The sequence below is a fragment of the Streptomyces sp. NPDC101225 genome (assembly GCF_044767585.1).
Classification (GTDB): Bacteria; Actinomycetota; Actinomycetes; order Streptomycetales; family Streptomycetaceae; genus Streptomyces.
This window is the reverse complement of sequence record NZ_JBIWOE010000048.1, coordinates 35098-59688: the sequence shown is the minus strand read 5'-3', so window position 1 is coordinate 59688 and position 24591 is coordinate 35098. Positions and strand designations below refer to the sequence as shown.

The following is a 24591-nucleotide window of genomic DNA, read 5'->3' as shown; positions in this document are numbered from 1 at the left end:
AGCAGCGGCAGCGTCGCCGAGGCGGTCACGAACTCCCGCAGCGGATGCCGGGCCAGCACCGCGTCCACCTCCGGCGTCAACGCCGCCGCCAGCCGGGTCGCGACCGGCAGCGAGTCGTCGCGCAGCGTCCTGACGGCGTCCAGCACGGCGTTGCGCCCCGGCCCGGCGGGAACGCCGGCGGCGAGCCGCTCGTGGAGGTCGCCGCCCTCCTCCAGCACCAGACCGGTGTCGATGCCGGCCGGGATCTTGATCCGGGCGTGGTGGCGCCAGGTGGCCACCGGGTCGCTCCAGGCCTCGACCCGGAACGTCCAGCGGCCCTCGGAGGGGGGTGTGACGTCGGCACCCCAGCGGTCGGAACCCGGTGCGAGTTCCCGCATCGGGGTCCACGGGCCGTGCCGCCCCTCGGGATCGGTCAGGACGACGTTGGCCGCGACCGCGTCATGGCCTTCCCGGAACACGGTCGCGGTGACCTGGAACGTCTCGCCCGCGACGGCCTTCGCCGGGTACCTGCCGCACTCCACCGCCGGGTGGACCTCCCGTACCGGGATACGGCCGATGGCCGGAATCGAACTCATGCGTCTCACCTCCACCGTGCTGGAAGACCGGGCCGTCGGCCCGGTCGGGGACAAACAGGGGGCCGGACGGATCGCTTCCCCGGCCGGGCCGGAAGGATCTCCCCGGCCTGCGCCGAACGGGTCACCTCTGCCCGGCCTGCGCCGAAGCGGTCACCTCTCGCCGGCGAGACGCCGATGTGCACGCGGTGGGCCGCGCCGCTCCGCCGCGACCGTCCGGGGCCTGTCGTCCTGCTCCAGGAGGTAGGCGCCGAGGGTGGACCGCAGATAGCGCTCGGCGGCGTCCGCGGCCTCGCGGGCGCAGCGTTTGCCCATCAGGACGCAGAGGGTGTAGCCCGAGTCCTCGAAAGTGGCCCGCACCGTGCGGTCGGCGGGGGACGCGAGCATGACGCGTTCCCACGCCCGGTACCGCCGCAGTTGCCGGGCCACCTCGGCTTTTGCCGGTAGCAGCATGACGCCCTTCACTTTCCGGGGGCTCGATCGCACGTCTCCCGACCGTCGGGCGGCGGCCGTACGTGGGCACGCACGGATCCGTTACGGGCATCGAGGTCTTCACACATGGTGCACGGACGACGACTCAGCGTCTTGTTGGAGCTTCAACTACCCCTGTGGGCCCGTCGATCACCAGTTGTGCGCTCGTGTTGCACGAATGGCGTAGCGCTCCCACGCTTGAGGTGACTCAGGAGCGATCGCCGCTCACGCTGTGCATACGGGGCTCGTCCCGCCAGGGACGAGGACAGGCGGGAGCTTCGCCGGTGAGGAGCCAACGACGATGAAGACCGCAGCACCCTGTTACTACCACCTCGACGTGGAGGTCAGCCCGGACCGGGTCGGACAGGTCCGGCGCATCCTGGCCGCCCACCTCCGGCTCTGGGACCTCGAAACGCTGGTCGAGCCCGTCTGCAGCGGCGCCGAGCTGCTGCTCAAGGCCATCGACGAGCACGCGACGGACAAGAACACCTCGATCGAGATGTGGTGGAACGGCCAGCATCTGATCACCGCGGTGGGGGAGAACGACTGCGACCTGCGCCCCGACCAGGACCTGCGCACCTGCCTCGAACGGATCGCCGCCATGAGCGACGGCTGGGGCTGCTGCGCCACCGGTACCGGCAGCAAGGTCATCTGGTTCTCGCAGCGGGCCCGGGCCGGCGAACGGGTGCCCCTGGTGCCGGTGGCGCCCCGGCCCCGGCTGCGTGAGGTGCTCCAGGTGCCGCGCGAGGCGCGGGCCGCGGCGCTGGCGGGCGAGGCACGCGCATCGGACGGCCTGCTGGAGGAGGCCCGGTGACGGCGAAGCGACGCCGCACGGCAGGGGTGCCCGTCTGGAGCGGGCACCCCTGCCCGTTGGGTGCCTCCTTCGACGGCAAGGGCACCAATTTCGCCCTCTTCAGCGAGGTCGCCGAACGCGTCGAGCTGGTCCTCGTCGACGGCGACGGCCGCCGGCGCACCATCCCGGTGACCGAGGTCGACGGCTTCGTCTGGCACTGCTACCTGCCGGACGTGCGGCCCGGTCAGCGCTACGGCTACCGGGTGCACGGGCCCTGGCAGCCGGACCTCGGCCACCGCTGCAATCCCAAGAAGCTCCTCCTCGACCCGTACACCCGTGCGGTCGAGGGACAGGTGGACAACCACGCCTCGCTCTTCGAACGCTCGCCGAGCGGCCCGTCCCGGTCCGACAGCGCCGGGCACACCATGCTCGGGGTGGTCACCGATCCCGCCTTCGACTGGGGGGACGACCGCCCGCCGCGGCAGCCGTACTCGGACAGCGTCATCTACGAGGCCCACGTACGGGGCCTGACCCGCACCCACCCCGACGTCCCGCCGCGGCTGCGCGGCACCTACGCCGGCCTCGCACACCCCGCCGTCATCGAGCACCTCACCGGGCTCGGCGTGACCGCGGTGGAGCTGATGCCCGTGCACCAGTACGTGCAGGACGGTGTGCTGCTCGACCGCGGCCTGTCCAACTACTGGGGCTACAACACCATCGGCTTCTTCGCCCCGCACAACGCCTACGCCGCCCGCGGCACCCGCGGCCGGCAGGTCACCGAGTTCAAGTCGATGGTGAAGGCCCTGCACGCGGCCGGACTCGAGGTGATCCTCGACGTCGTCTACAACCACACGGCCGAGGGCAGCGAGAAGGGTCCCACGCTTTCCTTCCGCGGCATCGACAACGCCTCGTACTACCGCCTGGTGGACGGCGACTGGCGCCACTACTACGACACCACCGGCACCGGCAACAGCCTGCTGATGCGGCACCCGTACGTACTGCAGCTGATCATGGACTCGCTGCGGTACTGGGTCACCGAGATGCACGTCGACGGCTTCCGCTTCGACCTGGCGGCCACGCTGGCGCGGCAGTTCCACGAGGTGGACCGGCTCTCGGCGTTCTTCGACCTGATCCAGCAGGACCCGGTCATCAGCCGGGTCAAGCTGATCGCGGAGCCCTGGGACGTGGGGGAGGGCGGCTACCAGGTCGGCAACTTCCCGCAGCTGTGGTCGGAGTGGAACGGCAAGTACCGGGACGCCGTACGGGACTTCTGGCGGGGCGGGGAGCGCGCGCTGGGAGAGTTCGCCTCCCGGCTGACCGGCTCCGCGGACCTGTACCAGCACAGCCGGCGGCGCCCGCGCGCCAGCGTCAACTTCGTCACCGCGCACGACGGCTTCACACTGCGCGACCTGGTGTCGTACAACGACAAGCACAACGAGGACAACGGCGAGGGCAATCGGGACGGCGAGAGCCACAACCGCTCCTGGAACTGCGGTGCCGAGGGCGAGAGCGACGACCCGGCCGTGCTGGAGCTGCGCGCCCGCCAGCAGCGCAACTTCCTGGCCACCCTCCTGCTGTCGCAGGGCATTCCGATGCTGAGCCACGGCGACGAAATGGGCCGCACCCAGCGCGGCAACAACAACGCCTACTGCCAGGACAGCGAAGTCTCCTGGATCGACTGGCGGTTGACCGGCGAACAGCGTGATCTCGCGGAGTTCGTGCGGTACGTCATCGGCCTGCGCGCCGCCCATCCCGTGCTGCGCCGCCGCCGGTTCTTCCGCGGCGAGACCGCGACCCACCCGGACCAGCCGCTGCCCGACCTGGTGTGGCTGGCGCCGGGCGCGCGGGAGATGACGGAGGAGGAGTGGCACGGCGGGCACTCGGTCGCCGTCTTCCTCAACGGCGACGCGATCGCCGAACCGGACCCGTGCGGGCGTCCCGTGGTGGACGACTCGTTCCTGCTGCTGCTCAACAGCTACTGGGAACCCGTGGAGTTCCGGCTGCCCGACGTCACCTACGGTGAGCGGTGGACGACCCTGATCGACACCGCCGTCCCGCAGGGCGGACCCGACGAGACGGAGCACAAGGCGGGCAGCGCGAGGACCGTCGAGGCGCGCAGCCTGGTCCTGCTCACCCGCCCCTCCCGCACGGCCGGCTGAGCCCCGGCCGGCGGCGTACGCCGGCGGTGCTCAGCGTTCGCGGCGCGAGGTCACCGTGAACTGCGCACCGTCGGCGTCCCGCAGCACGGCCTCGTCGCTGCCCTTCGTCAGGACGCTGCCGCCGTGCCGTTCCGCCGCCCGCACACAGGCCGCCACGTCCCGCACCGCGAAGTGGACCTGCCAGTGGGGCCGGATGGTGGGGTCGGGGGCGGCACCCAGGGCGCCGGACTCGATGCGGGCCACGATGTCGCCCTGGCTGCGCAGTACCACCTCGCCCCCTTCGTACTGGACCTCGCAGGCGCCGGGCCGAGCGGTCGCCCAGTCCAGCACCTCGCCGTAGAAGATCGCCGCGTCGAAGGCGTCGCGCGTGTGCAGCCGGATGAAGGCCGGTGACGCCCGGCGCCACTTCTCCCAGTCGGCGACGAGCGCGCCCTCCCAGATCCCGAAGGTCGCGCCGTCGCGGTCGGCCAGCAGCGCCGCCCGCCCGGGCGGGAAGGAGATCGGCCCGACCGCGGCCGTGCCGCCCCGCTCCTGCGCCCGTGACACGGCCTCGTCCGCGCTGGGCACGGCGAAGTAGGGGGTCCACGCCACGGCCATCTGCCACATCGTGGCGACGGCCCCGATGCCCGCCACGGGCACGCCGTTCGCCAGCGCCATCCGGAAGCGGTCGCCGAGCCGGGCCGGGCGCCACTCCCAGCCCAGTACGGCGGCGTAGAAGCTCTCCGTGGCATCGACGTCGCGGCTGGTCAGGCTCACCCAGCAGGGCGCCCCGAACACGGAGTGCGAGGAGACGATGCGGGTTGTCGCGCGAGGGCGTGAGGAGTCGTGGTTCATGGCAGTCACGTCCTGGTCCGTTCCGCCGGCGGCCACCGGTCACGTACCAGTGTCCAACCGGAACCCCTCCGGCTGCCTGCCGAGTACCCCCCGGATTCGGCCGAAACGGGGGTCCCCGGCCGTGCCCGCCCAGTGGCACGGGGCCGGGCCGGTGCCAGTATGGAATGCGTGGCACAGGTACCCCGTGAACCCGCGGACGAGACGGATCGCGTCTTCGAACTGCAGGAAGAGGTCGACCAGCTGAAGGCAGCCGTCGCCTCGCACGCCGTCGTGGACCAGGCGATCGGGATGGTGGTCGCGCTGGGCCGGGTGACGCCCGACCTGGGATGGCTGGTGCTCAAGGACGTCTCCCAGCACACGAACATCAAGCTGCGCAACGTCGCCGAGCTCGTCATCATCTGGGGACGCTCGGGGGAGATGCCCGAGGAGATACGGGCGGAGCTGGAGGACTCCCTGGACCGCTACGGCCCCACGCAGCTGCCCGGGGCCGCGCCGGACGCGTGAGACGAGGAGCCGCACGCGGCCGTACGGCACCGCGGCTCAGCCCGTCTCCGCGAGCAGCTCCTCCCGGAGGTGGGCGAAGCAGCCGCTGAGCAGCCGGGAGACGTGCATCTGCGAGATGCCGAGCTGCTGCGCGATCCGGCTCTGCGTCATGCCGCGGAAGAACCGCAGATAGAGGATGGTGCGCTCGCGCTCCGGGAGCGCGGCGATGCTGGGGCCGACCGCGACGCGGTCGACGACGACGTCGTAGGCGGGATCGGGGGCGCCGATCGCGTCCGTGAGGGCGTAGCCGTCGGAGCCGGGCAGCTCGGCGTCGAGGGAGAGCGCCGAGAAGCACTCGAGCGCCTCCATGCCCACGCGTACCTCGCTCTCGGTCATCTGTGCGTGGTGCGCGATCTCCGGGACCGTGGGCCGGCGCCCCGGGGTCGTCTGGGACAGCTCCTTGGCGGACTGCCGCACCCTGTTGCGCAGGTCCTGGACCCGGCGCGGCACGTGCAGCGTCCACAGGTGATCGCGGAAGTGCCGTTTGATCTCGCCGGTGATCGTCGGCACCGCGTAGGCCTCGAAGGCGTGGCCGCGGGCCGGGTCGTAGTGGTCGACGGCCTTCACCAGGCCGAGTGCCGCCACCTGGTAGAGGTCCTCGAGCGACTCCCCGCGTCCCTTGAAGCGGACGGCGATCCGCTCGGACATGGGCAGCCAGGCCCGGACGAGTTCGTCCCGGAGCTGTCTGCGCGGCGGGCCGTCGGGCATCCGCGCCAGCCGCTGGAAGGCCCCGGCGCTGTCAGGGGCGTCGTCGTGCGGGTGGGGTGTGGTTCTGCCGCTGGTGACACGCAAGGCGCGCACCTCCCTGGGGCGGTGCTGAGGGGACAGTCACCATGGGAGACGCGGACCCGGAACAGTGCAGAGGCCGTCCGGGAGCCGGCCGGCTCCCACAGACGTGCCTCCTGTTCCGAAGCACTGGGGGTCCCCTGCCCACAGTCGGTACTTCCGAAACAAAACGGACATCAGGGCGGTCGCCGGCGGCTGCTTGACCGTTCCTTGGGTTCATTACCTCTGCTACAGAGGTAATCTCCGGATGTGGAACCGGACACCTTCCCCGACGAGCTGATCGACGCCCTGGTCGGCGTGCAACGGCGGCTGAGGCGCCGCCTGCGCCCCCAGATCACCCCGCAGCTGCGCGGAGCCGAGGTCGAACTGCTGCGCCTGGTCGTGGGCCGCCCCGGCATCGGCATCTCCGAGGCCGCCAAGGAGCTGCACCTGGCCGGGAACTCGGTCTCGACCCTGGTCAACGCGTTGTCCCGGCAGGGCTATCTGATCCGTGACACCGATCCGGCGGACCGGCGGGCCGCCCGGCTGATGCCGACGCCCGCCGCCGGAGCGAGGCTCGCGGAGTGGCGCGAACGGCGCGCCGAGCTCGTACGGAGCGGGCTGTCCCGGCTCGGTGAGAGGGACCGGGACGCGCTCGGCGCGGCGATCCCGGCCCTGCGCAAGCTGGCCGACCACCTGCACGAGGACCAAGTGGACCAAGAGGACCAAGAGGACCGCGAGGAAGCCGAGGAGTCATGACGAGCGACGCCGACACCGCACGGGCCGAGGCCGTCACCTGCACCGGACTGACCTACGACTTCGGCGAGACGAAGGCCGTCGACGGACTCGACCTGTCGGTGGCGGAGGGCGAGGTCTTCGGGCTGCTCGGCCCGAACGGCGCCGGCAAGACGACCGCCATCCGCTGCATCACCACGCTGCTGCCGGTCCCGGCCGCCATGGTCCGGGTCTTCGGGCACGACGCGGCCAAGGACCGGATGGCCGTGCGGCGCCTGCTCGGCTACGTGCCGCAGCAGCTCTCGGCCGACGCCGGGCTCACCGGCCGCGAGAACGTCGCCCTGTTCGCCCGCGTCTTCGACGTCTCCCGCGGCGAACGGGCCGAACGGGTGAGGCAGGCCCTGGCCGCCGTCGACCTCACCGACGCCGCCGACCGCCTCGCCAAGACCTACTCCGGCGGCATGATCCGCCGCCTCGAACTCGCCCAGGCCCTGGTCAGCGCGCCCCGGCTGCTGATCCTCGACGAGCCGACCATCGGGCTCGACCCGATCGCCCGCACCGGCGTGTGGGACCAGATCAACGCCGTACGGGCGGCCACCGGCATGACCGTTCTGGTCACCACCCATTACATGGACGAGGCCGACCAGTACTGCGACCGGGTCGGCCTGATGCACCGCGGCCGCATCCGGGCCCTCGGCACCCCCGGCGAACTCAGGCAGGGGCTGGGCGAGCGCCGGCGCGCCGAGGGTGCGGGGGACACGGCCCCGCTGCCCACGCTGGAGGACGTCTTCCGCGACGTCGCCGGCAGCGGCCTCGACGACAAGGCAGGAGATTTCCGCGATGTCCGAAGCACCCGCCGTACGGCCCACCGCGTCGGCTGAGCGCGCGAGCGGCATCGACCTGCTGCTGCGGCCGCCCCGGCCCCGCGCCGGCTGGCGGCTGCTGCCCGCGCGCGTGGGCGCGATGTGCGCCGTCGAACTGCAGAAGCTGCGCCACGACCGCACCGAGCTCTACACCCGCGCGATCCAGCCCGCCCTGTGGCTGCTGATCTTCGGTCAGACCTTCACCCGGATACGGGCGATACCCACCGGCGGCATCCCCTACATCGACTACATGGCACCCGGCATCATCGCCCAGTCCGCGATGTTCATCGCCATCTTCTACGGCATCCAGATCATCTGGGAACGCGATGCCGGCATCCTCAACAAGCTGCTGGTCACGCCGACCCCGCGCTCCGCCCTGATCACCGGCAAGGCCTTCGCGGCCGGTCTGAAGTCGCTGATCCAGGCCCTCGTCGTCGTCGTCATCGCCGCGCTGCTCGGTGTCGCACTGACCTGGAACCCGCTCAAACTGCTCGGCGTCGGGGCGATCGTGGTTCTCGGTTCCGCGTTCTTCTCCTGCCTGTCCATGACCATCGCCGGCGTCGTCCTCAGCCGCGACCGGCTCATGGGCATCGGCCAGGCCATCACCATGCCGCTGTTCTTCGGCTCCAACGCCCTGTACCCGGTCGCCGTCATGCCCGGCTGGCTCCAGGCGGTCAGCAAGGCCAACCCGCTCAGCTACGAGGTCGACGCCCTGCGCGGCCTGCTGATCGGCGCGCACGCGCACCTGGCTCTCGACTTCGGGGTGCTCCTCGTGGCGGCCGCGCTCGGCATCACGGCCGCCTCCTCGCTCCTCGGCCGGCTGGCCCGCTGATCATGCGCGCCGGACGTGATGTGCCACACGCGGCGCGGCACCCTCCTGTGGCTTGTTCCGACCGTTGTTCCTGGGCAGGGCTTGATCAGTGATCAAAGCGCGCGAATGCGCTGGCCACAGCGCATTCTGCTCATTTGACAGTGCGCTGAGCGCCCAGATAGGCAGGACTCTCTGAGGTCGAAGAGGTGGACTGTGTACGAGCCGAACGTGGTCGGGGACTGGCAGGAATACGACGAGCATGCCGGTCTGCGTGTCCGCGTCCACCGTCTGGAAGCCGCCGAGCCGCCGCGCGGACGGGACGACGCGGCCGAGGGGCTCACGTACTTCAGCGTCCGCGTGACCGTCGAGAACCGCGGAACGCGGCATTCCACCGTCCACCTGGAGGACGGTCAGATCGACGTCCGGATCGGCCCCGACGGCGAGGCCGCGTTCATCGACTGGCGCAACTCGCAGTTCATCGAGGGCTTCGACGTCTATCCGCTGCGCCGGGCCACCGCCGTGCTCTACGCGGCCGGTCCGGAGTCCTCGCTGGGCCAGATCGACATCCAGGTCCAGCTGCGCGTCGACGACGAGTGGGCCGACCGCCGGCTGTGGGCGGGAGGCATCGGCCTGCACGAGGAGGCCGTCGGTGCCCACCCGGGCGCCGTGAGCGACCGACTGGCCCACCAGGTGAGCAAGTTCCTGCGGGACCAGGCGGAGGAAGGCACCGCCTGACCCGCGTCCGCCGCGGCGCGCGGCGGCGTCCTCAGTGCGGGATGCCGTCGATGATCTCGCGGGCACCCTGGCGCAGCAGCGCCACGGCGACCGACGTCCCCAGCGTGGCCGGATCCAGCCGGCCGGCCCATTCGTGGGCGTTCAGGCGCGTCTTGCCGTCCGGGGTGAACACACAGGCCCGCAGCGACAGTTCACCGCCGTGGTCCACGCGGGCGTATCCGGCGATGGGGCTGTTGCAGTGCCCCTGCAGGACATGGAGGAACATGCGCTCGGCCGTGGCCTCACGGTGCGTGTCCGGGTCGCCGAGGCCGCTGACCGCGTCGATGAGCGCGCTGTCGCCCTCGCGGCACTGCAGGGCGAGGATGCCCGCGCCGATCGGCGGCATCATCGCCTCGGGGGAGAGGACCTCGGTGATCACGTCCTCGCGGCCGATGCGCTCCAGGCCCGAGACCGCGAGCAGCAGCGCGTCGGCCTCGCCCGCCGCCAGCTTCTCCAGCCGCCGGTTGGCGTTCCCGCGGAACGGCACGCACTCCAGGTGCGGGTGGGTCGCGGCGAGCTGGGCGACGCGGCGCACCGAGGAGGTGCCGAGCCGGGTGCCGTCCGGGAGTTCGTCCAGGGTGAGGCCGCCCGGGTGGATCAGGGCGTCACGGATGTCGTCACGCTTCAGGAAGGCGGCGAACGTCGTGCCCGCGGGGAGCGGCCGGTCGGCGGGCACGTCCTTCACGCAGTGCACCGCGAGATCGGCCTGGCCCGACAGCAGCGCGGCGTCGACCTCCTTGGTGAACGCCCCCTTGCCCTCGACCTGGGACAGTGCGCCCATCCACTTGTCGCCGGTCGTCCTCACCGGCACCACCTCGGTGCGCACACCCGGATGCAGGGCCGCCAACTCGCCACGGACACGCTCCACTTGGGCGAGCGCCATGGGCGAGTCGCGGGAGACGATACGGATCAGTTCTGGGACGGACATGCGGACACGATAGTCCTCCGGGAGGGGGCGTCCGTGCCGTACCGCCCCTTCGGGACCTGAATCACGTCCGGGTGACGCCCTCCTCCGGCCCGTGCCTGCGTGGACGCTCCAGGGGAAGGGTCCTCCCGCTCCACCGGATCACCGTGGTTCCGCGACCGCGCGTGACATCCGGAGCTCCGGCCAGGTCAGCACCGCGAGCGCCCCCAGGGTCAGCAGCCCGCCGACGAGGAACGTGCCGCGCACACCGACGAGCGGCAGCACGCCGCCGCCGAGGAGGGCGCCGGCCGCGACGCCCGCGTTGAAGGCGGCTCCGTTGGCCGCGAGAGCCGACTCCGTACGCCCCGGCGCCACCCGGAGCACCTGGCTCTGCGTCGCCATGAACACCGGAGCGGCCGAGGCGCCGAGCAGCATGAGCAGTGCCACGGTGGCCACTTGGCTGCGCGCGCCCGCGTAGAGGCCGAGCAGAGCGGCCGCCTGCGTGACCACGGGAGCGGTGAGCGTGGCGCGCGGGAAGCGGTCGAGGAGCGGGCCGGTGAGTGCGACGCCGGCCAGCGCCGCCGCACCGAACGCGAACAGCACACCGCCGACCGCGTCCGCGCCGAACCCGCCCACGTCCTCCAGCAGGACGGCGACGTAGGTGTATCCCGCGAACACCCCCGTCACCGACAGGGCGGTGGTGGCGACGACGACCAGGAACCGGCGGCGGTCCGGCTCGGCGCCGTACGCCGCGTGGCTCTCCTGGGGGCGGGAGGTCGGCAGTGCGGCGGCGATCACGACGAGGGCGACGAGCGCCAGCACGCCGAGCACGGCGAACGGTGCCTGCCAGCCGCCGCGGCCGCCCAGCCACGTCCCGGCCGGGACGCCCAGCACCGTGGCCAGCGAGCCGCCGACGGACAGCAACCCCATGACGCGGCCGCGCCGTTCGGGCGGGAAGAGCCCGACCGCGACCGGCCCCATCAGCACCCAGAACGACGCCTGCGCGAGTGCGGTGACCAGCCGCGCCGCCAGCAGCATCCCGTAGCCGACCGTGTGCAGCGCCGACACCCAACTGGCCATGGCCAGCAGCCCCAGCAGCACGGCGAGCAGATACCGGCGCGGCACCGAGCGGGTGAGCCGGGCGGCCGGCAGCGACACCACGGCCACCGTGAGGCCGTACCCGGAGACCAGCGCGCCCACGGCGCCCAGCGGCACCCGCAGGCCGGCCGCCATGAGCGCCAGCAGGCCCAGCGGGAGGTTCTCCGCGGTGTTGAAGGTGAACGCGGCCAGCATCAGCGCCGCGACGACGGCGCCCCTGCGCCAGGCGGCCGGACGTACGCTGCCCATGCAGGGCTCCTCCCGGGTGTCGTCGCCGGTGACGGTGCTGCTCACGCGCTGCCGACGGGGATCGGCCGGGCAGGCACCGGGGCCAGCGTGCCGGGAGCCGGACGGAGCCTCTACTGTTTCGGTCCACGCCGAATCGGATGCGGCTCGATCCGGGCCACACCGACGTGCCTGACGTGCCGTGAGCGCCCAGGAGGCCGCCTTGCCGCTGACCCTGCATCTCGGCGCCGAGGACCTGACGCGCTGCCGGTTCGCGATCTCGCCGCTGTGCCAGACCCACGAGGCGCTGCGCATGTTGCGCCGGCCCTCCCGGCACGGCTACCACCGCGCCTGGCTGCGCCGGCTCCGCCGCACGCTCGCCGGGCTCGACCTCTCGCCGTTGTGGCTGTTCGTGCCACACGTCGGCGGCTACACCCCCGACTTCCTCGGCCCGCCGCCCCACGAGCCGTACCCCGCCATCGAGGACGAACTGGCCCGCATGCGCGCCACCGACCCGGACCTCGCCCGCCTGGAGATGGCCCGGTCACTGGCGTGCACGCCCGGCCTGGCCGAGTCGCCGCGGGGCCGGGCCGCGCTCGACGACCCCGCCGGGACGGTCCGCCGCCTCGCCGACCTCACCGAACTGGCCTGGCACGCCCTGCTGGCGCCGGACTGGCCCCGTCACCGCGCCGTCCTGGCGGCGGACGTCGCCCATCGCTCACGTCTGGGGGCCGACGGCGGTCTCGACGCACTGCTCACCGGCCTGCACCCGCGCGTCGAGTGGGCCGGACACCGGCTCACCCTGCACGGGCACGGCGACCACGCGGAGGCGCAGCGCCCCGACGGACGCGGCATCCTGCTCATGCCCAGCGTCTTCGTGTGGCCGGATGTGATCAGCGGTTTCGCCCGCCCCTGGCAGCCGACGGTCATCTACCCCGCCCGCGGCATGGGCCGTCTTGGCACCGCTCCCGCGGCGCGCCCGCCCGAGGCGCTCGCCCGCCTCCTGGGACACCAGCGCGCCGCCCTGCTGGCCTGCTTGACCGTCCCCGCCTCCACGACGGAACTCGCCGCCCGGCACGGCCTGGCCCCGTCCACGGTGTCGTCCCACCTGAGTGCTCTGCGCGACGCGGGACTGCTCGACGCCCGGCGCCAGGGCTACTTCGTGCTCTACGAGCGGACGGCGCTGGGGGACGCACTGGTGGCGGGCGCATAGCGCGGAACGAACGGGTGTGGGAGGCGCCCACGAGGGAACCCGCCCGGCCGTTCGCCGAACCAGGGGTGGGAGCAGCACATGAGTGAGCAGCAGACCGGACACAGCGCCTTCGCGGCGTGGCGCCAGGGGACGCCGTGGCCGGCGGCGGTGCGTTCCGTGATGGTGGGCACGGCCGTCGTGGTCGTGGTCGCCGCGCTGTGGGCGACGGCCGTGGGCCGCTGAGGGAGGCCGCCGCGGAACGCGGCCGCCCGGCAGGCGCCGTACAACTCGGCGTGTTCCCGGCCGCACGGCGCACGAAGCTGATGAAGCCGCGCACGGGACTGTCCGGCCGAGCCGTGCGAGCGCGGCCCTCGTGCCCCGGCGGACCGCGCCTGCCGACAGGTCAGCGGGCGAGGTCGGCCACACCGGTGACGGTGACGTCCGCCGCCCGCATCGCGGACGGATAGGGGCCGGGCTCCCGCCGCACCCAGGCGGTGGCGAGGCCGGCCCTGGCGGCGCCGTCGATGTCCCAGGGATGGACGGCGACCAGCATGGCCCGCGCGGCCGGCACGCCCGCCGTCCGCACGGCGTGGGCGTAGGCGGCGGGCGACGGCTTCCAGGCGCCCGGCTCCTGGACGTCCAGCAACGCCTCGAAGCAGTCGGTGAGCCCGGCGCGGTCGAGTACGGCGCGCGTGGTCGCCGCCGAGCCGTTGGTGAGGGTCAGCAGTCGGTGCCCGGCCGCGTGCAGCGCCCGTACACCCTCGGTGACGTCCGGATGCACGGGCAGTTCGGGCAGCGCGTCCAGTACGTGTGCCACGGCCCGCTCCGGATCGGCCGTCGGCGCCTGCCGGGCGAGCAGCGTCCGCAGCACGTCCCCGGCGACGTCCGCGAACGACGCCCGCCCCCCGGCCAGCGTCAGGGCCACACCGTCGCGCAGCACGCCCGCGAACCAGGCGGGCAGCACCTGCTCCGGCAGCCCGACGTCCGTCAGACGGCCGGCGAGCGGCGACATGTCGGTCAGCGTCTCGTTGACGTCGAAGACGAGCACGTCCGGGACACGGCCATGGGTCACGGGGATCACCAGCTCCCATTCGGTGCGGGCGGGACGGGTACGACCCGGCCGGAGCGCGGCGGGCACCCCGTCCGCGATGCGGAAACCGTGACGGAGGATAAGCCCTGGGGGCCGGTGCGGCGTGGGGGGGGGCCGCCCCCCCGCGGGGGGGGGGGCGGGCGGGGGCCCCCCCCCCCCCCCGGGGGGGGGGGGGGGGGGGGGGCCCGCCCCCCCCCCCCCGGCCCCCCCCCCCCCCCCCCACGCCGGGTGCCCGTCCTACCCGAGCGGGGGCAGGTGCTCGTTGTGCCAGGCGACCGCGCGGCGGATCTCCGGTGCGTGCAGGCCGGTCCGGCAGGCGAGCTGCTCCAGGGGGAGCGCGGAGGGGCCGTGGGCCAGCACACGGTCGATCTTCGCGGCCCAGAGCTCTTCCTCGACGTAGGGGCGCTTGCGATAGCGCTCCCTGAGCAGGTCGAGATGGGCCTCACCGCAGGCGGTGAGGCGGCGCAGCCCGTCCGACCAGGGGCGGTCGGGGGCGGCGGCGGAGGAGTCGGGGACGTGGCAGAGCACCGCCTCCTGCTGCGGGAAGACCTGGCCGCAGAGGTCGCAGAGCTCCAGGGGGAGGGCCGGCCTGGGGTTCGCGGTCTTCTTCCTGCGCTTCCACATAGCCACTCCCGTCGATGATGGCAGGAAAACGGAGCCGGCGCCGTAGGGACCGGGCCTTCAGTACGGCAGCGCCGACCGCCCGCCGAGGCGGGCCGCGCACTCCAGCAGCAGGGCGTGCACGAAGGCCTGGGGCGTGTTGCCGCGCAGCTGGCGCTGACGTACGTCGTACTCCTCCGCGAACAGGCCGGGCGGCCCGCAGGCCGCCCGGGTCCGTTCGAACCAGCGGAAGGCGCCGACGCGGTCACCGAGCCGGTCCGTGGCCAGTGCCATGGCGAACCCGCACAGCAGGAACGCCCCCTCGGCCTCGCCGAGCGGCGCGTCGGGCCGGGCGAAGCGGTAGAGGTAGCCGTCCTGGGCGAGTCCGTCCTCGATGAAGGCGCGGGTGAGCGGGGCGGTGGGATCGTCCGCGGCGGGGCAGCCGCGGGCCATGGTCACCAGCAGCGCGGCCTCCGGACCGTCGTCGTCGGCGGCCCGGCGCCAGTGCCCGCCGGGGTGCAGGCACCGGCGGCGCGTCTCGGTGAGGATCGTCTCGGCGAGGTCGGCGCAGCGCCGCCCGTCGGGTCCGGGGAACACCGCACCGATCCGCCGCAGCCCGCCCACCACGCACAGCCGCGAATGCGTCCACCACCGGTTCTCCAGCTCCCACAGGCCCGCGTCGTCGCGGTGCCAGTTGCGTTCCACCGCGTCCACGGCGACCAGGGCCGCGCGTGCCGCGTCCTTGGTGAGACGGTCGTGGTGGGCCGCGGCGGTGAACAGCTGGAGCGCCTCGCCGAAGGTGTCGAGCTGGAACTGGCGTCCCGCGTGGTTGCCGACCCGGTCGCTGCCGCCGGGGTAGCCCGGCAGGTCCAGGGTGCGCTCGTCCGGCACGGGGTCCCCGGTCACGGTGTAGGCGGGCCGGGTCCCGTCGCCGTCGGCGAGGATCCGCTCGGCGGTGAACCGCACGGCGTCGTCGAGGAGCCGGTGCGGTCCGTGCGCGGCGACCGCCAGCCCGGCGTAGCACTGGTCGCGCAGCCAGGCGAAGCGGTAGTCGTAGTTGCGGCCGGCGTTCGCGCGCTCGGGCAGCGAGGTCGTGGCGGCGGCCACCATGCCGCCGGCGGAACTGGTCAGCCCCCGCAGCACGGCGTAGGCATGGCGGGCGTCGCGGGGTGCGGCGAGCCCGGAGCAGTCCGGTACGGCGTCACCCCACGCCTGCTCAGTGGCCCGCCACAGCTGTTCGGCGTCGAGACCGGGTCCACCGCGCGCGGTGGCGACCTCCAGGACGAGATCGTGCTGCTCGCCCGCGCGCAGCCGGAACTCGCCGCGCAGCCCTTCCTCCGGATCCCACGTCGACGCGGGCGCGCCCGCGAGCCGCAGGTACAGCCCCTCGGCCTCGGCGGTCCACACCCCGTCGGCCCGACGGGCCCGGCGCACGCGGCGCGCGCCGAAACCGGGACGGGGGTCCAGACGCACCCGCAGCCGCGCCTCCCCCTTGCGCACCCGCATCCGGCGCAGCAGCACGAGCCGCTCCGGCGAGGCGGGCATCGCGAGCGCGTCACGGCACTCGATCACGCTGTCCGCGGTCACCCAGCGGCTGGTCCGGACGAGGGTGCCTTCCTCGTAGGCGCCGCCCCACACGTGCCGGCGGTCCGCCGGCTCCACCGCGAAGTAGCCGCTGCCGCCGATCAGCGAGGAGAACAGCGCGTCGTCGTGCCAGCGCGGCGCGCACAGCCAGACGATCCTGCCCTCGGGGTCCACCAGGGCGCCCCGCTCGCCGTCGGCGAGCACGGCGTAGTCGCGCAGTGCCCAGGGCGGGCAGGTCCCGTTCGATGCGGTCGGCGTCATGTCGCTCGCGTGCTCCCTGTGTCCGGCTCGTCCCTGGGCGGTCGAGCTCCGCATCGGTTCTTCCGTTCGTCACCGGTTGTCCTCGCGTTCGTCGTCACAGGCGTCCCGGCGGCCCGCGTCCTCGCTGTCCGCCGCCGGTCCGGAGGTGAACCGGAGCCTGCGGGCGAGGACCTCCCGCGCCACCTCGGTGACCGTCCGGCCCTGGGCGAAGGCCCGTGCCCGCATCCGGTCCAGGGCCTGTTCGGGGGCGAGGCCGGACTGCACCATCACCATGCCGACCGCCTGGTAGACCTCGCCGTGGTGGGCTTCGGACGCCGCCAGCCAGGACGCCGTGCCCTCGTGTCCGGCCTCTTCGGCCGCGCGGGCACCGGTGTGCAGGTTCGTCAGGGCGAAGGTGACGGCGTCCCCCGTCCATGACGCGATCCGCAGCTCGCGCTCCGACAGCGCGCCGGGGGAGTGGCGGTACAGGTCGAGGGTGCCGATCGCCGTCGCGCCGTCCACCCCGAGCGGCAGCGAGAACACCGCCCGCACCCCCAGCGCGACGGCCTCGTGGGCGAACACGGGCCAACGGCCGGCGTCCGGCGGCGTGGTGAGGTCGGCGGCGAGCATGGCCGCCGCCTGCCGGAGGGCCGACTGGCCGGGGCCGTCGCCCAGTGTGTACTGCGCTTCCGCCAGGCGCGCCGCGGTCGGGTCACTGGCACACCAGGTGGCCCGCACGGTCGCGCCGGCGGAGATCGACACGGAGGCGCCGGTGACGGGGAGTAGGGCCACACCGGCGCGGCACAGTGCCGGGGGCACATGGTCGGGGGCGAGGCCCTCGGCCGCGGTCGCCAGCGCCCGGCGGACGCGCAGCCGGTCCTCCGGCTCCGACGGCTCGCCGCGGCCGGACGGCCGCCCGGGGACGTCAGGGCGCATCGTCGCTCCCCCCGCCGCTTCCGGTACCGAAGGCGCGCAGGACCCGGCCGCGTGCGCGGCCGCTCGCGCGGGAGGTTCCCACCGTGTTCGGGTGCCGCGACCCCGACCGTGCCGCCGAGGTCGCGCGATTGTTCCGGGCGCCTGGCACGACAAGCTCCTCACGTGCGCCGATGACCGGATGTCCGTCGCAGGCATCAGATCCGGCCGTGGCCCGGCGCGTTGTCCCCGCGGGGAACACGTCATCGCCTGGCACGGGCGGGTCAGCCCTCGCCCCTGACGACGTTCCGGTCGGCGCTCGTGCGGGCCGCGGGCGAGGCGCTGCGGTCCTCGACGGGGGCGACACACGTACGGAGGCCCTTCCTGTGGAGATGGCGGGACGACGCCCGGCCGATCCGGAGGCCACCCAGGGCCTGCTTCCTCGGGGTGCGCGGGGTCATGGCGCTTCAACTTCTGTCTGCCGCAGAAGCACTCAGCCCGTGGGGCTGAGGTCCGCCCTGTCGAACGGCGCCAGGGTCTTGTTGTCGTGCCCGCCGGGTTCCCGAACCCCTGCGGGTGAAACGGTCCCGCGGACCGCCCGGCGGCCGGGTGTCTCCCGCGGTGCGGTGCGGTGGTCGCCGGGGACATGAGAGACGCGCTGGCGGGCAACCGGCCGAAGGGCGAAGCTAACGGTGAGGGGGCACGCCGTCTCGCCGCTTCCCATGGGTCTTCCCGGGGACCCGGTGATCCGGAAGGCGCGGCCCCGCAGTGCGCCAGGAGGCGTTGTGAGCCAGAAGCAGGCCACGCCGGATGTCGCACCGGAGCCGGTCGACACCGTGCTGCTGGACGTCGTCCGGGACTGCGGCGCGTCCCGGGGCCTGCTCTACGTCCTGCCCAAGGACGGCGACGCCCTGTGGCTGGTGGCGCTGACCGGCACACCCCGCGAGATGGCCGTTCCCTGGACCCGGGTGGGGCTCGCCGACGCGGTCCCGGTGGCCGACGCCGTACGGGCCGGGCGCCTGGTCTGGGTCGGCGACATGGAGGAGATGGCCCGCCGCTATCCCCGTACGTCCCTCGTGCTGCCGTACGCCTTCGCGCTGGCCGCCGCGCCGCTCACCGCCCGGAACACGGTCGTCGGCGGTCTGGTGCTGCTGTGGCCGGCCGCCCATCCGGCCCGGCTGAGCGGCGGCGAGCGCGCGGTCGTCGAGACCGGCTGCCGCCGGCTGGGCCGGCTGCTGCGGGACGCGGGCGTCCGCGACGGTCCGCGTCCGCCGGGTGAACCGCGCACCCTGCCCCACCCCTCGCGCGCCCGGGCCGCCCCGGCCGCGGGGGGCGAGGCGGCGGCGTTCGTCGCCCGGCTGCCGGGAGGCGCCTGCGCGCTGGACGACACCGGCCGGTTCACCCTCGTCACGCCCGAGGCGGCGAGGCTGCTCGGCGCCGAGGCGGGCACCCTGCTGGGCGCACTGCCCTGGGAGGTGCTGCCGTGGATGGACGTCGCCGAGATCGAGGACCACTACCGGGCCGCGGTGGTGAGCGAGCGGCCCACCACCTTCACCGCCGTGCGTCCGCCGGACACACCACTGGCCTTCGCGCTCTACCCGGACGCCTCCGGCATGAGCGTGCGGATCACCCGCGACGACCCGCCCGACGAACCGTCTCCGGGCTTCGCGACGCCCCCGTCCGGCACCGCCGGGACGGCCGGTCCCGTCGCCGGCGGCCCGGGCCGCGCCGGGTTCCTCTACCATCTGATGCACCTGGCCGCGACCCTCACCGAGGCCGTCGGCGTCCAGGACGTCGTGGAGCAGACCGCCGACCAGCTCATGCCCGCGCTCGGCGCGACGGCCATGGCCGTCAACGCCCCGCGCGAGGGAAGGCTGCGCATCCTGGGCCACCGCGGCTACGACGCCGAGCTCATGGCACGCTTCGACAACCTCTCGCTCACCGCCGACACACCCGCCCTGCGCGTGATGGAGAGCGGCAGTCCGCACTTCTTCTCCCGTTTCGAGGAACTCCGGCGCTCGTACCCCGACGCCGTCCACCTGGACGACAAGGTGTCCTGGGCGTTCCTGCCGCTGATCGCCTCCGGCCGGCCCGTCGGCTCGCTCGTCCTCGCCTACGACCGGCCCCAGCACTTCGCCCCCGCCGAGCGGGCGGCTCTGATGGCGCTGGCCGGTCTCGTCGGCCAGGCCCTCGAACGGGGCCGCCTCTACGACACCCAGTTCGCCGTGGCCCACCAGCTCCAGGCCGCCCTGCTGCCCCGGCATCTGCCTTCCCTGCCCGGGCTGCAGGTCACCGCCCGGTACCAGCCGGCCGGGCACGGGATGGAGGTGGGCGGGGACTTCTACGACCTCATCCGCCTGACGGATGCCACCATGGCCGCCGCGATCGGCGACGTCCAGGGACACGACATCGACGCGGCGGCACTCATGGGACAGGTCCGCACCGCCGTGCACGGCCACGCCGCCGCCGGCGCCTCGCCGGGCGACGTCCTCGCGAGGACCAACCGGCTGCTCGTCGACCTGGACCCGGGCCGGTTCGCCAGCTGCCTCTACGCACACCTGGACCTCGCCCGCCAGGCGGCCTGTCTGTCCAGTGCCGGCCATCCGCCCGCCGTGCTGCGGCACGCCGACGGCCGCACGGTCGTGCTGCGGCCCCCTCCCGGCCTGCTGCTGGGCATCGAGCGCGAGGCGGACTACCCGGCGGTCGAGTTCCCGCTGCACCCCGGCTGCGTCCTCGTGCTCTACACGGACGGACTCGTGGAACGGCCGGGCGTCGACCTGGACGACGCCGTCGCCGCGCTCGCCGATCTGGTGGCCCGCACCGACTCCGAGGACCCGGACGTCATGGCCGACGCCCTCATCCGCCACGCCACCGACGGCGCCGACGACCTGGCCCTGCTGATCCTCCACGTCACCGCGTCGGACGAGTTGGGGGAGGAGCCCGGCGCATGAGGGCGGGGAGCTCGGGATGCCCCGCCGTCCCGGCGGCCGCACGGCGAGGGCCGAGAACGCTGCCGCCCGGCGCGCGGGGGCCGTGACCCGGGCGATCCCCCGGCGAACCACCGGATGACGCCCGCGCGTTCACCGCCTCGCGGCGCCGGTCTCACAGCCACGAGGTGAAGCGGTCCCGGGCGCTGCTCGTCCGGCACAGCAGCCGGAAGGCCTGGAGCAGGGTGAGGGGCCACACCGCGGCGAAGCTCCATATGGCGACGGGGGCCGAGGTGCGGATGCCCAGCACCGCGAGGATCAGGGAGGCGCATGCCAGCATCGCCACCGACAGTGCCAGCAGGCGCCATGGGCGCGGCCGCTCCATCCGGCCCATGCGCCGGACCAGGCGCCGGTCGTCGCCGAGGCCGGCCTCGATGTGCCGCAGTGCGATCCGTTCATGGTCCGAGAGCATGATGTCGTCGGGTTCGTCGCGTTCGTTCACGATCGGCGCACCTCGTTCCCACCGGCTCACGGAACCGGGCCACTTGGGCCGCCGCGCCGCGTGCGGCGTGGGGCCCGGGTGCCCGGTGATGCCCCGTCGAGTTCCCCGGAACGGCCCTACGACGCCTCCGACGGGTCATGTCCGGGCCGCTGGACCACGGCACGGCACGCGGGAGGGTCAGACTCCCGCGAGCAGACCGTCCAGTGGTGCCGGGACCTGGCCGGCGTCGAGCGCCTCGACCAGGACGCGGCCGTAGTGGATCTTGCGTCCCTTCTTCGTGCCGAGGAAGCGCCGCAACTGCTGCTGCGAGGTGCGGCCCTGCTGGGCGGGCTGGCGCAGAAAGGTCTGCAGGGCCCGCTCGTCGCCCTCATCCCGCACGAGTTCCTCGACCCGTGCCACGCCCAGCGCGCGGATCAGCTCGTCCTCCAGGTCTGCCGCGCACACGAAGAAGTCCGTCCGCGCCGTGCTCTCCGCGTCCAGGGCGCGGGCGTAGAAGGGCCGCTCCCGTTCGTCGCACAGTCCCGTGAGGCGAAGGCCGAGGCCGGCCGGCCCGAGGATCCGGACGAAGCGCCCGACGCTCATCGCACCGCCCATCGGCAGGACGCAGACTCCTTCGTCCGCCAGGTCCCGGCCCCGCCGCGCGGCCAGCGCGGCGACCGCGGCGACATCGCTCGGACCTTCGAGCAGCACGGCCGCCCGGACGGGCAACCGCGCCGCCAGCTCACGCGCGGGGCCGCCCGGTCCACCGGCGGCCCAGGCGATGACCGCCTCCCGGAACGACCCCATGTCGGACATGGGACGAGTCTCCCTTCCCGCCCCGCCCGCACGCGAGAGATTTTCCACGGCCGTCCGCGCGCGGCCGCACCACCACCGGGCGGTTGAATCCGCGGGCCGGGCGGCGTGTCCGGGCGGGCGGGAGGACCGGTTCGGCACAGGGTGATCGCGAGCGCCGTCGTCGAGGAGGAACCGTGAAGCGTCGTGTCGTCGCCGTCCTGGCCGCTGCCGCCGCCGTCCTGGTGCTGTGCGCGGCACCCGCCGTGTCCCATGACGGCCGCGGCGACGTCGAGAGCAGCGACTGGAACGTCCCGCTCACCAGCATCGGCCTGCTGTGACCCCACCGCGCACCCGGCCCCGGAGACCACGGCCCCGGACCTGGTGGAGGTGACGGGCACGGCCCGGGCGAAGACGGCGCCGTCATCGGACCCGGGGCCCTGCCCGGCAGCGCAGCGGGTCCGAACGGCCGCGACCCTATCCGGCGCCGGCCGCCGACGACCGGCGCACCTCGGCGTCCACCGACGAGCGCAGCGCGTCCAGCGCGCGGGCCGACTCCGAGCCCGGCTCGGCGTGGTAGATCGCCAGGATCTGGCCCCCGGAGTCGGCGATCGGCAGTTTCTCCCGGCCCAGTTCGAGCGGGCCGAGTCGCGGGTGACGCAGCCGCAGCGAGCCTCCGGCCAGCGCGGTGACGTCGTGCCGGGCCCACAGCCGCCGGAACTTCTCGCTGCCCAGGGAGAGTTCGCCCACCAGCTGCACGATGCGCGGATCGTCGACGTCGCCGCCCACGGACACCCGGAATCCGGCGACCAGGCCGCCGGCCGTCTTCTCCCAGTCCGGGTAGAGCTCCTGCTCGGCGGTGTCGAGAAAGATCGTCCGCAGCCGGTTGACGCCGGGCCGGAGGTTGGGTGACACGGCGGTCGCCAGCCGGTTGGCGGCGAGGACGTCGAACATCCGGCTCTCCACGAACGCCGGCAGATTGATCACCTCCAGCAACTGGAGGATCCCGGCGGGCACCACCTCACGGCGCGGTCGCCTCCGCGCGGCCGGGCGCGCCGTGGACAGGCTCAGCAGATGCTCCGTGGCGATCGGGTCCAGCCGGAACACCCGGGCCAGGGCTTCGAGCACCTGCGGCGACGGATTGCGGTCCCGGCCCTGCTCCAGGCGGAGGTAGTAGTCGGCGCTGATGCCGGCCAGCATGGCGACTTCCTCACGGCGCAGCCCGGGGGTGCGGCGTACGCCCACCACCGGCAGTCCCGCGTCCGCCGGATCGGTCAGTTCACGGCGGGCCCGAAGGTACTCGCCGAGTGCGTTCGGCCTGCTCATGCCCTCGATCCTACGAGCCCGGCCTGGCCCGAGCCTGGTCCTGTCACCCCCAGGATGACCGGGGCACAGGCTATCCCCGCGGGCGCTTCGTACGGTCGGTCCAGCTCCCGGAGACGCCGGTGAGCGGAAAGGAAACATGACAGGCAACGAGCTGCCCGGCGGCACCTACCGCGTGGGCGACCTCACCCTCACCCGGTTCGGCTACGGCGCCATGCAGCTGGCGGGACCCGGCGTGTTCGGCCCGCCGAAGGACCGCGACGCCGCGATCGCCGTACTGCGCACGGCCGTCGCACGCGGCATCCGGCACATCGACACGGCCGACTTCTACGGCCCCTACGTCACCAACGAGATCATCCGCGAGGCGCTCGCGCCGTACCCGGACGGTCTGCACATCGTCACCAAGGTGGGCGCCCGCCGCGACGACCGGGGCAACTGGCTGCACGCCCGCACCCCGGCCGAGCTGGTGCAGCAGGTCCACGACAACCTGCGGCGCCTGGGCCTCGAAGCGCTCGACGTGGTGAACCTCCGCGTCGGCGGCCTCGACTCGCCCGAACCGGGCTCCGTCGCGGACCAGTTCGGCGCGCTCGCCGAGCTGCGCGAGCGGGGCCTGATCCGGCACCTGGGGCTCAGCACGGTCAGCGCCGACCAGCTCGCCGAGGCCCAGACCATCGCCCCGGTCGTGTGCGTGCAGAACTTCTACAACATCGCCAACCGGCAGGACGACGATCTGGTCGACAGCACCGCACGCCAGGGCATCGCCTACGTGCCATACTGGCCTCTGGGCGGCATGTCCCCGCTCCAGTCCGACACCCTGCGCAAGGTCGCCGCGCGCCTGGACTCCACCCCCATGTCCGTGGCCCTCGCCTGGCTCCTGCACCGCTCGCCCAACATGCTCCTGATTCCCGGCACGTCGTCGGCGGACCACCTGCGTGCGAACATCACGGGCGCGGCCCTGGAGCTGCCTTCGGACGCGCTCGCCGAACTGGACGCCATCGGCGGGGAAGCACACAGCGGCTGAGCGGCTGAGCGGCTGAGCGGTCGGCGCCGGCTCCACGGGCACGTCCGATCGCCCGCGGCAGCCGGCGCCGGGGTGGCCGGTCCCCTCGACGACGTGCCTGCGCGGCGGTCGCGGGCAAAAATTCCGGGAAGTCCCGGGCCGATTACGGCATCTTTGCCTCATGGGTCGCGGCAGCGGGGGGACTCGTGGGCACTGCGGCGAGCAGTGGAACCCGGAGCGAGGGGACATGACGGACGACGTCGACGCGTTCACGAGCCGGCTCAACCCCGACATGTGCGTGGTGACGGCCGCGGCGGCCGGCGAGCGGTCGGGGTGTCTGGTCGGCTTCTCCTCCCAGTGCTCCATCGACCCCGTGCGGTACGTGGTGTGGATCTCCAAGGCCAACCACACGTATGCGGTCGCCGGCTCCGCCGCATGTCTGGCCGTCCATCTGCTGACCCGTGAGCAGCACGCGCTGGCGGCCCTTTTCGGCGGCGAGACGGGCGACCGGACCGACAAGTTCGCGAAGGTGCCGTGGACGCCGGGGCCCGGCGGCTCGGTCGTCCTGGAGGAGGCGGCGGCGTGGTTCGTGGGCTCCGTCGAAGACCGCGTCGACGGTGGCGATCACGTCGGTTTCGTCCTCAGGCCCGTCGCGTGGCGTGTGCGCGCGGACGGCCCGCTGCTGCGGCTCGACGACGCCATGGACATCACGCCCGGCCACCCGGCATGACGTGGCGTCCACGGCTGCCGGCCGACGGAGGGCCGCCGGATGCAGGCGCGCCACGCCATTTTCCGGACCTGCCTGAGCGAATTTTTTCAAGGTCACTAACATCTCAGCCAAGACAACCGTTCGACCGGGACGTGCCGTGCGTGCCGGTCGGGGTCGCCGATGCCAGGGTCCGC

The 24591-nt window shown here is 73.6% G+C and carries 27 protein-coding genes; 13 read left to right on the top strand and 14 right to left on the bottom strand.

Going from position 1 to position 24591, the window contains the following annotated elements; translation table 11 throughout:
• A partial coding sequence (locus ACIRPX_RS39800) for a maltotransferase domain-containing protein (protein ID WP_404204627.1) occupies positions 1 to 575 on the bottom strand: 575 nt, incomplete at its 3' end.
• 150 nt (positions 576 to 725) lie between these two features.
• Positions 726 to 1025 (bottom strand): DUF5133 domain-containing protein, encoded by a 300-nt coding sequence (locus tag ACIRPX_RS39795; protein WP_384267792.1) that lies wholly within the window; start codon positions 1023 to 1025, stop codon positions 726 to 728.
• A 319-nt stretch (positions 1026 to 1344) separates the two neighbouring features.
• Here ACIRPX_RS39795 and ACIRPX_RS39790 point away from each other — a divergent pair, with 319 nt between their 5' ends.
• The gene (locus ACIRPX_RS39790) at positions 1345 to 1857 is read left to right on the top strand and encodes a pep a2 (RefSeq protein ID WP_404204624.1); all 513 of its coding nucleotides are present in this window, start codon (positions 1345 to 1347) and stop codon (positions 1855 to 1857) included.
• Complete coding sequence (gene glgX, locus ACIRPX_RS39785) at positions 1854 to 3995, top strand: glycogen debranching protein GlgX (RefSeq protein ID WP_404204622.1); 2142 nt, start codon at positions 1854 to 1856, stop codon at positions 3993 to 3995. Before ACIRPX_RS39790 ends, glgX begins: the two co-directional genes overlap by 4 nt.
• 30 nt (positions 3996 to 4025) lie before the next feature.
• On the opposite strand, the gene ACIRPX_RS39780 is transcribed toward glgX, so the two are convergent.
• The gene (locus tag ACIRPX_RS39780; protein ID WP_404204635.1) at positions 4026 to 4829 is read right to left on the bottom strand and encodes a VOC family protein; all 804 of its coding nucleotides are present in this window, start codon (positions 4827 to 4829) and stop codon (positions 4026 to 4028) included.
• A 168-nt stretch (positions 4830 to 4997) separates the two neighbouring features.
• On the opposite strand from ACIRPX_RS39780, the gene ACIRPX_RS39775 reads away from it, so the two are divergent.
• Positions 4998 to 5333: an ANTAR domain-containing protein gene (locus ACIRPX_RS39775; RefSeq protein WP_404204620.1), complete on the top strand. Its 336-nt coding sequence runs from the start codon at positions 4998 to 5000 to the stop codon at positions 5331 to 5333.
• Between the two features lie 36 nt (positions 5334 to 5369).
• Here the strand turns inward: ACIRPX_RS39775 and ACIRPX_RS39770 are convergent, their stop codons facing one another.
• Positions 5370 to 6164: a SigB/SigF/SigG family RNA polymerase sigma factor gene (locus tag ACIRPX_RS39770; RefSeq protein WP_404204618.1), complete on the bottom strand. Its 795-nt coding sequence runs from the start codon at positions 6162 to 6164 to the stop codon at positions 5370 to 5372.
• Positions 6165 to 6407: 243 nt separating this feature from the next.
• On the opposite strand from ACIRPX_RS39770, the gene ACIRPX_RS39765 reads away from it, so the two are divergent.
• The 4 genes from ACIRPX_RS39765 to ACIRPX_RS39750 all read left to right on the top strand — a co-directional run bounded on the left by ACIRPX_RS39765 (position 6408) and on the right by ACIRPX_RS39750 (position 9281).
• Positions 6408 to 6896: a MarR family winged helix-turn-helix transcriptional regulator gene (locus ACIRPX_RS39765; RefSeq protein WP_404204616.1), complete on the top strand. Its 489-nt coding sequence runs from the start codon at positions 6408 to 6410 to the stop codon at positions 6894 to 6896.
• Positions 6893 to 7753, top strand: coding sequence for an ATP-binding cassette domain-containing protein (locus ACIRPX_RS39760; protein ID WP_404204614.1), 861 nt, complete (start codon positions 6893 to 6895; stop codon positions 7751 to 7753). The genes ACIRPX_RS39765 and ACIRPX_RS39760 overlap by 4 nt, the downstream gene beginning before the upstream one ends.
• Entirely contained in the window at positions 7713 to 8567 is an 855-nt protein-coding gene (locus tag ACIRPX_RS39755) for an ABC transporter permease (RefSeq protein ID WP_404204613.1), read from the top strand. The genes ACIRPX_RS39760 and ACIRPX_RS39755 overlap by 41 nt, the downstream gene beginning before the upstream one ends.
• 192 nt (positions 8568 to 8759) lie before the next feature.
• On the top strand, positions 8760 to 9281 hold the full coding sequence (locus tag ACIRPX_RS39750; RefSeq protein ID WP_404204611.1) for a hypothetical protein: 522 nt from the start codon (positions 8760 to 8762) through the stop codon (positions 9279 to 9281).
• Positions 9282 to 9312: 31 nt separating this feature from the next.
• Here the strand turns inward: ACIRPX_RS39750 and hemC are convergent, their stop codons facing one another.
• Positions 9313 to 10248 carry a hydroxymethylbilane synthase gene (gene hemC / locus ACIRPX_RS39745; RefSeq protein WP_404204609.1) on the bottom strand — a complete coding sequence of 312 codons (936 nt, stop codon included), beginning with the start codon at positions 10246 to 10248 and terminating at the stop codon, positions 9313 to 9315.
• Positions 10249 to 10386: 138 nt separating this feature from the next.
• Complete coding sequence (locus ACIRPX_RS39740) at positions 10387 to 11571, bottom strand: MFS transporter (protein ID WP_404204607.1); 1185 nt, start codon at positions 11569 to 11571, stop codon at positions 10387 to 10389.
• 199 nt (positions 11572 to 11770) lie between these two features.
• Between ACIRPX_RS39740 and ACIRPX_RS39735 the strand changes: the two genes are divergently transcribed.
• Entirely contained in the window at positions 11771 to 12760 is a 990-nt protein-coding gene (locus ACIRPX_RS39735; RefSeq protein WP_404204605.1) for a DUF5937 family protein, read from the top strand.
• A 78-nt stretch (positions 12761 to 12838) separates the two neighbouring features.
• Complete coding sequence (locus tag ACIRPX_RS39730) at positions 12839 to 12982, top strand: hypothetical protein (protein WP_404204602.1); 144 nt, start codon at positions 12839 to 12841, stop codon at positions 12980 to 12982.
• A 160-nt stretch (positions 12983 to 13142) separates the two neighbouring features.
• On the opposite strand, the gene ACIRPX_RS39725 is transcribed toward ACIRPX_RS39730, so the two are convergent.
• The 5 genes from ACIRPX_RS39725 to ACIRPX_RS39705 form a co-directional block, all read right to left on the bottom strand.
• Entirely contained in the window at positions 13143 to 13811 is a 669-nt protein-coding gene (locus ACIRPX_RS39725) for a haloacid dehalogenase type II (RefSeq protein WP_404204600.1), read from the bottom strand.
• A 255-nt stretch (positions 13812 to 14066) separates the two neighbouring features.
• Positions 14067 to 14453, bottom strand: coding sequence for a hypothetical protein (locus tag ACIRPX_RS39720; RefSeq protein WP_404204633.1), 387 nt, complete (start codon positions 14451 to 14453; stop codon positions 14067 to 14069).
• Positions 14454 to 14510: 57 nt separating this feature from the next.
• A complete protein-coding gene (locus ACIRPX_RS39715; RefSeq protein ID WP_404204598.1) occupies positions 14511 to 16274 on the bottom strand; it encodes a glycoside hydrolase family 15 protein in 1764 nt (587 codons plus the stop codon).
• 69 nt (positions 16275 to 16343) lie between these two features.
• On the bottom strand, positions 16344 to 17189 hold the full coding sequence (locus ACIRPX_RS39710; RefSeq protein ID WP_404204596.1) for a GAF and ANTAR domain-containing protein: 846 nt from the start codon (positions 17187 to 17189) through the stop codon (positions 16344 to 16346).
• A 260-nt stretch (positions 17190 to 17449) separates the two neighbouring features.
• Positions 17450 to 17626: a hypothetical protein gene (locus ACIRPX_RS39705; RefSeq protein WP_404204594.1), complete on the bottom strand. Its 177-nt coding sequence runs from the start codon at positions 17624 to 17626 to the stop codon at positions 17450 to 17452.
• Between the two features lie 261 nt (positions 17627 to 17887).
• Here ACIRPX_RS39705 and ACIRPX_RS39700 point away from each other — a divergent pair, with 261 nt between their 5' ends.
• On the top strand, positions 17888 to 20116 hold the full coding sequence (locus ACIRPX_RS39700) for a SpoIIE family protein phosphatase (RefSeq protein WP_404204592.1): 2229 nt from the start codon (positions 17888 to 17890) through the stop codon (positions 20114 to 20116).
• A gap of 151 nt (positions 20117 to 20267) precedes the next feature.
• Here the strand turns inward: ACIRPX_RS39700 and ACIRPX_RS39695 are convergent, their stop codons facing one another.
• Positions 20268 to 20594 carry a DUF3040 domain-containing protein gene (locus ACIRPX_RS39695; RefSeq protein WP_404204590.1) on the bottom strand — a complete coding sequence of 109 codons (327 nt, stop codon included), beginning with the start codon at positions 20592 to 20594 and terminating at the stop codon, positions 20268 to 20270.
• A gap of 177 nt (positions 20595 to 20771) precedes the next feature.
• Entirely contained in the window at positions 20772 to 21389 is a 618-nt protein-coding gene (locus ACIRPX_RS39690; protein WP_404204588.1) for a TOPRIM nucleotidyl transferase/hydrolase domain-containing protein, read from the bottom strand.
• Positions 21390 to 21562: 173 nt separating this feature from the next.
• Between ACIRPX_RS39690 and ACIRPX_RS39685 the strand changes: the two genes are divergently transcribed.
• Complete coding sequence (locus tag ACIRPX_RS39685; RefSeq protein ID WP_404204586.1) at positions 21563 to 21706, top strand: hypothetical protein; 144 nt, start codon at positions 21563 to 21565, stop codon at positions 21704 to 21706.
• Between the two features lie 136 nt (positions 21707 to 21842).
• On the opposite strand, the gene ACIRPX_RS39680 is transcribed toward ACIRPX_RS39685, so the two are convergent.
• Positions 21843 to 22691: a helix-turn-helix transcriptional regulator gene (locus ACIRPX_RS39680; RefSeq protein ID WP_404204584.1), complete on the bottom strand. Its 849-nt coding sequence runs from the start codon at positions 22689 to 22691 to the stop codon at positions 21843 to 21845.
• 136 nt (positions 22692 to 22827) lie between these two features.
• Here ACIRPX_RS39680 and ACIRPX_RS39675 point away from each other — a divergent pair, with 136 nt between their 5' ends.
• Positions 22828 to 23709 carry an oxidoreductase gene (locus ACIRPX_RS39675; RefSeq protein WP_404204582.1) on the top strand — a complete coding sequence of 294 codons (882 nt, stop codon included), beginning with the start codon at positions 22828 to 22830 and terminating at the stop codon, positions 23707 to 23709.
• A 226-nt stretch (positions 23710 to 23935) separates the two neighbouring features.
• Positions 23936 to 24418: a flavin reductase family protein gene (locus ACIRPX_RS39670; protein WP_404204580.1), complete on the top strand. Its 483-nt coding sequence runs from the start codon at positions 23936 to 23938 to the stop codon at positions 24416 to 24418.
• Positions 24419 to 24591 lie beyond the last annotated feature (173 nt).

Excerpts from the sequence above, each read along its gene's own strand:
- ACIRPX_RS39795 (WP_384267792.1), bottom strand. The coding sequence starts at position 1,025 with ATGCTGCTACCGGCAAAAGCCGAGGTGGCCCGGCAACTGCGGCGGTAC.
- ACIRPX_RS39790 (WP_404204624.1), top strand. The coding sequence starts at position 1,345 with ATGAAGACCGCAGCACCCTGTTACTACCACCTCGACGTGGAGGTCAGC.
- ACIRPX_RS39780 (WP_404204635.1), bottom strand. The coding sequence starts at position 4,829 with ATGAACCACGACTCCTCACGCCCTCGCGCGACAACCCGCATCGTCTCC.
- ACIRPX_RS39760 (WP_404204614.1), top strand. The coding sequence starts at position 6,893 with ATGACGAGCGACGCCGACACCGCACGGGCCGAGGCCGTCACCTGCACC.
- ACIRPX_RS39755 (WP_404204613.1), top strand. The coding sequence starts at position 7,713 with ATGTCCGAAGCACCCGCCGTACGGCCCACCGCGTCGGCTGAGCGCGCG.
- hemC (WP_404204609.1), bottom strand. The coding sequence starts at position 10,248 with ATGTCCGTCCCAGAACTGATCCGTATCGTCTCCCGCGACTCGCCCATG.
- ACIRPX_RS39740 (WP_404204607.1), bottom strand. The coding sequence starts at position 11,571 with ATGGGCAGCGTACGTCCGGCCGCCTGGCGCAGGGGCGCCGTCGTCGCG.
- ACIRPX_RS39730 (WP_404204602.1), top strand. The coding sequence starts at position 12,839 with ATGAGTGAGCAGCAGACCGGACACAGCGCCTTCGCGGCGTGGCGCCAG.
- ACIRPX_RS39720 (WP_404204633.1), bottom strand. The coding sequence starts at position 14,453 with ATGTGGAAGCGCAGGAAGAAGACCGCGAACCCCAGGCCGGCCCTCCCC.
- ACIRPX_RS39715 (WP_404204598.1), bottom strand. The coding sequence starts at position 16,274 with ATGACGCCGACCGCATCGAACGGGACCTGCCCGCCCTGGGCACTGCGC.
- ACIRPX_RS39710 (WP_404204596.1), bottom strand. The coding sequence starts at position 17,189 with ATGCGCCCTGACGTCCCCGGGCGGCCGTCCGGCCGCGGCGAGCCGTCG.
- ACIRPX_RS39705 (WP_404204594.1), bottom strand. The coding sequence starts at position 17,626 with ATGACCCCGCGCACCCCGAGGAAGCAGGCCCTGGGTGGCCTCCGGATC.
- ACIRPX_RS39700 (WP_404204592.1), top strand. The coding sequence starts at position 17,888 with ATGGGTCTTCCCGGGGACCCGGTGATCCGGAAGGCGCGGCCCCGCAGT.
- ACIRPX_RS39690 (WP_404204588.1), bottom strand. The coding sequence starts at position 21,389 with ATGTCCGACATGGGGTCGTTCCGGGAGGCGGTCATCGCCTGGGCCGCC.
- ACIRPX_RS39680 (WP_404204584.1), bottom strand. The coding sequence starts at position 22,691 with ATGAGCAGGCCGAACGCACTCGGCGAGTACCTTCGGGCCCGCCGTGAA.
- ACIRPX_RS39675 (WP_404204582.1), top strand. The coding sequence starts at position 22,828 with ATGACAGGCAACGAGCTGCCCGGCGGCACCTACCGCGTGGGCGACCTC.
- ACIRPX_RS39670 (WP_404204580.1), top strand. The coding sequence starts at position 23,936 with ATGACGGACGACGTCGACGCGTTCACGAGCCGGCTCAACCCCGACATG.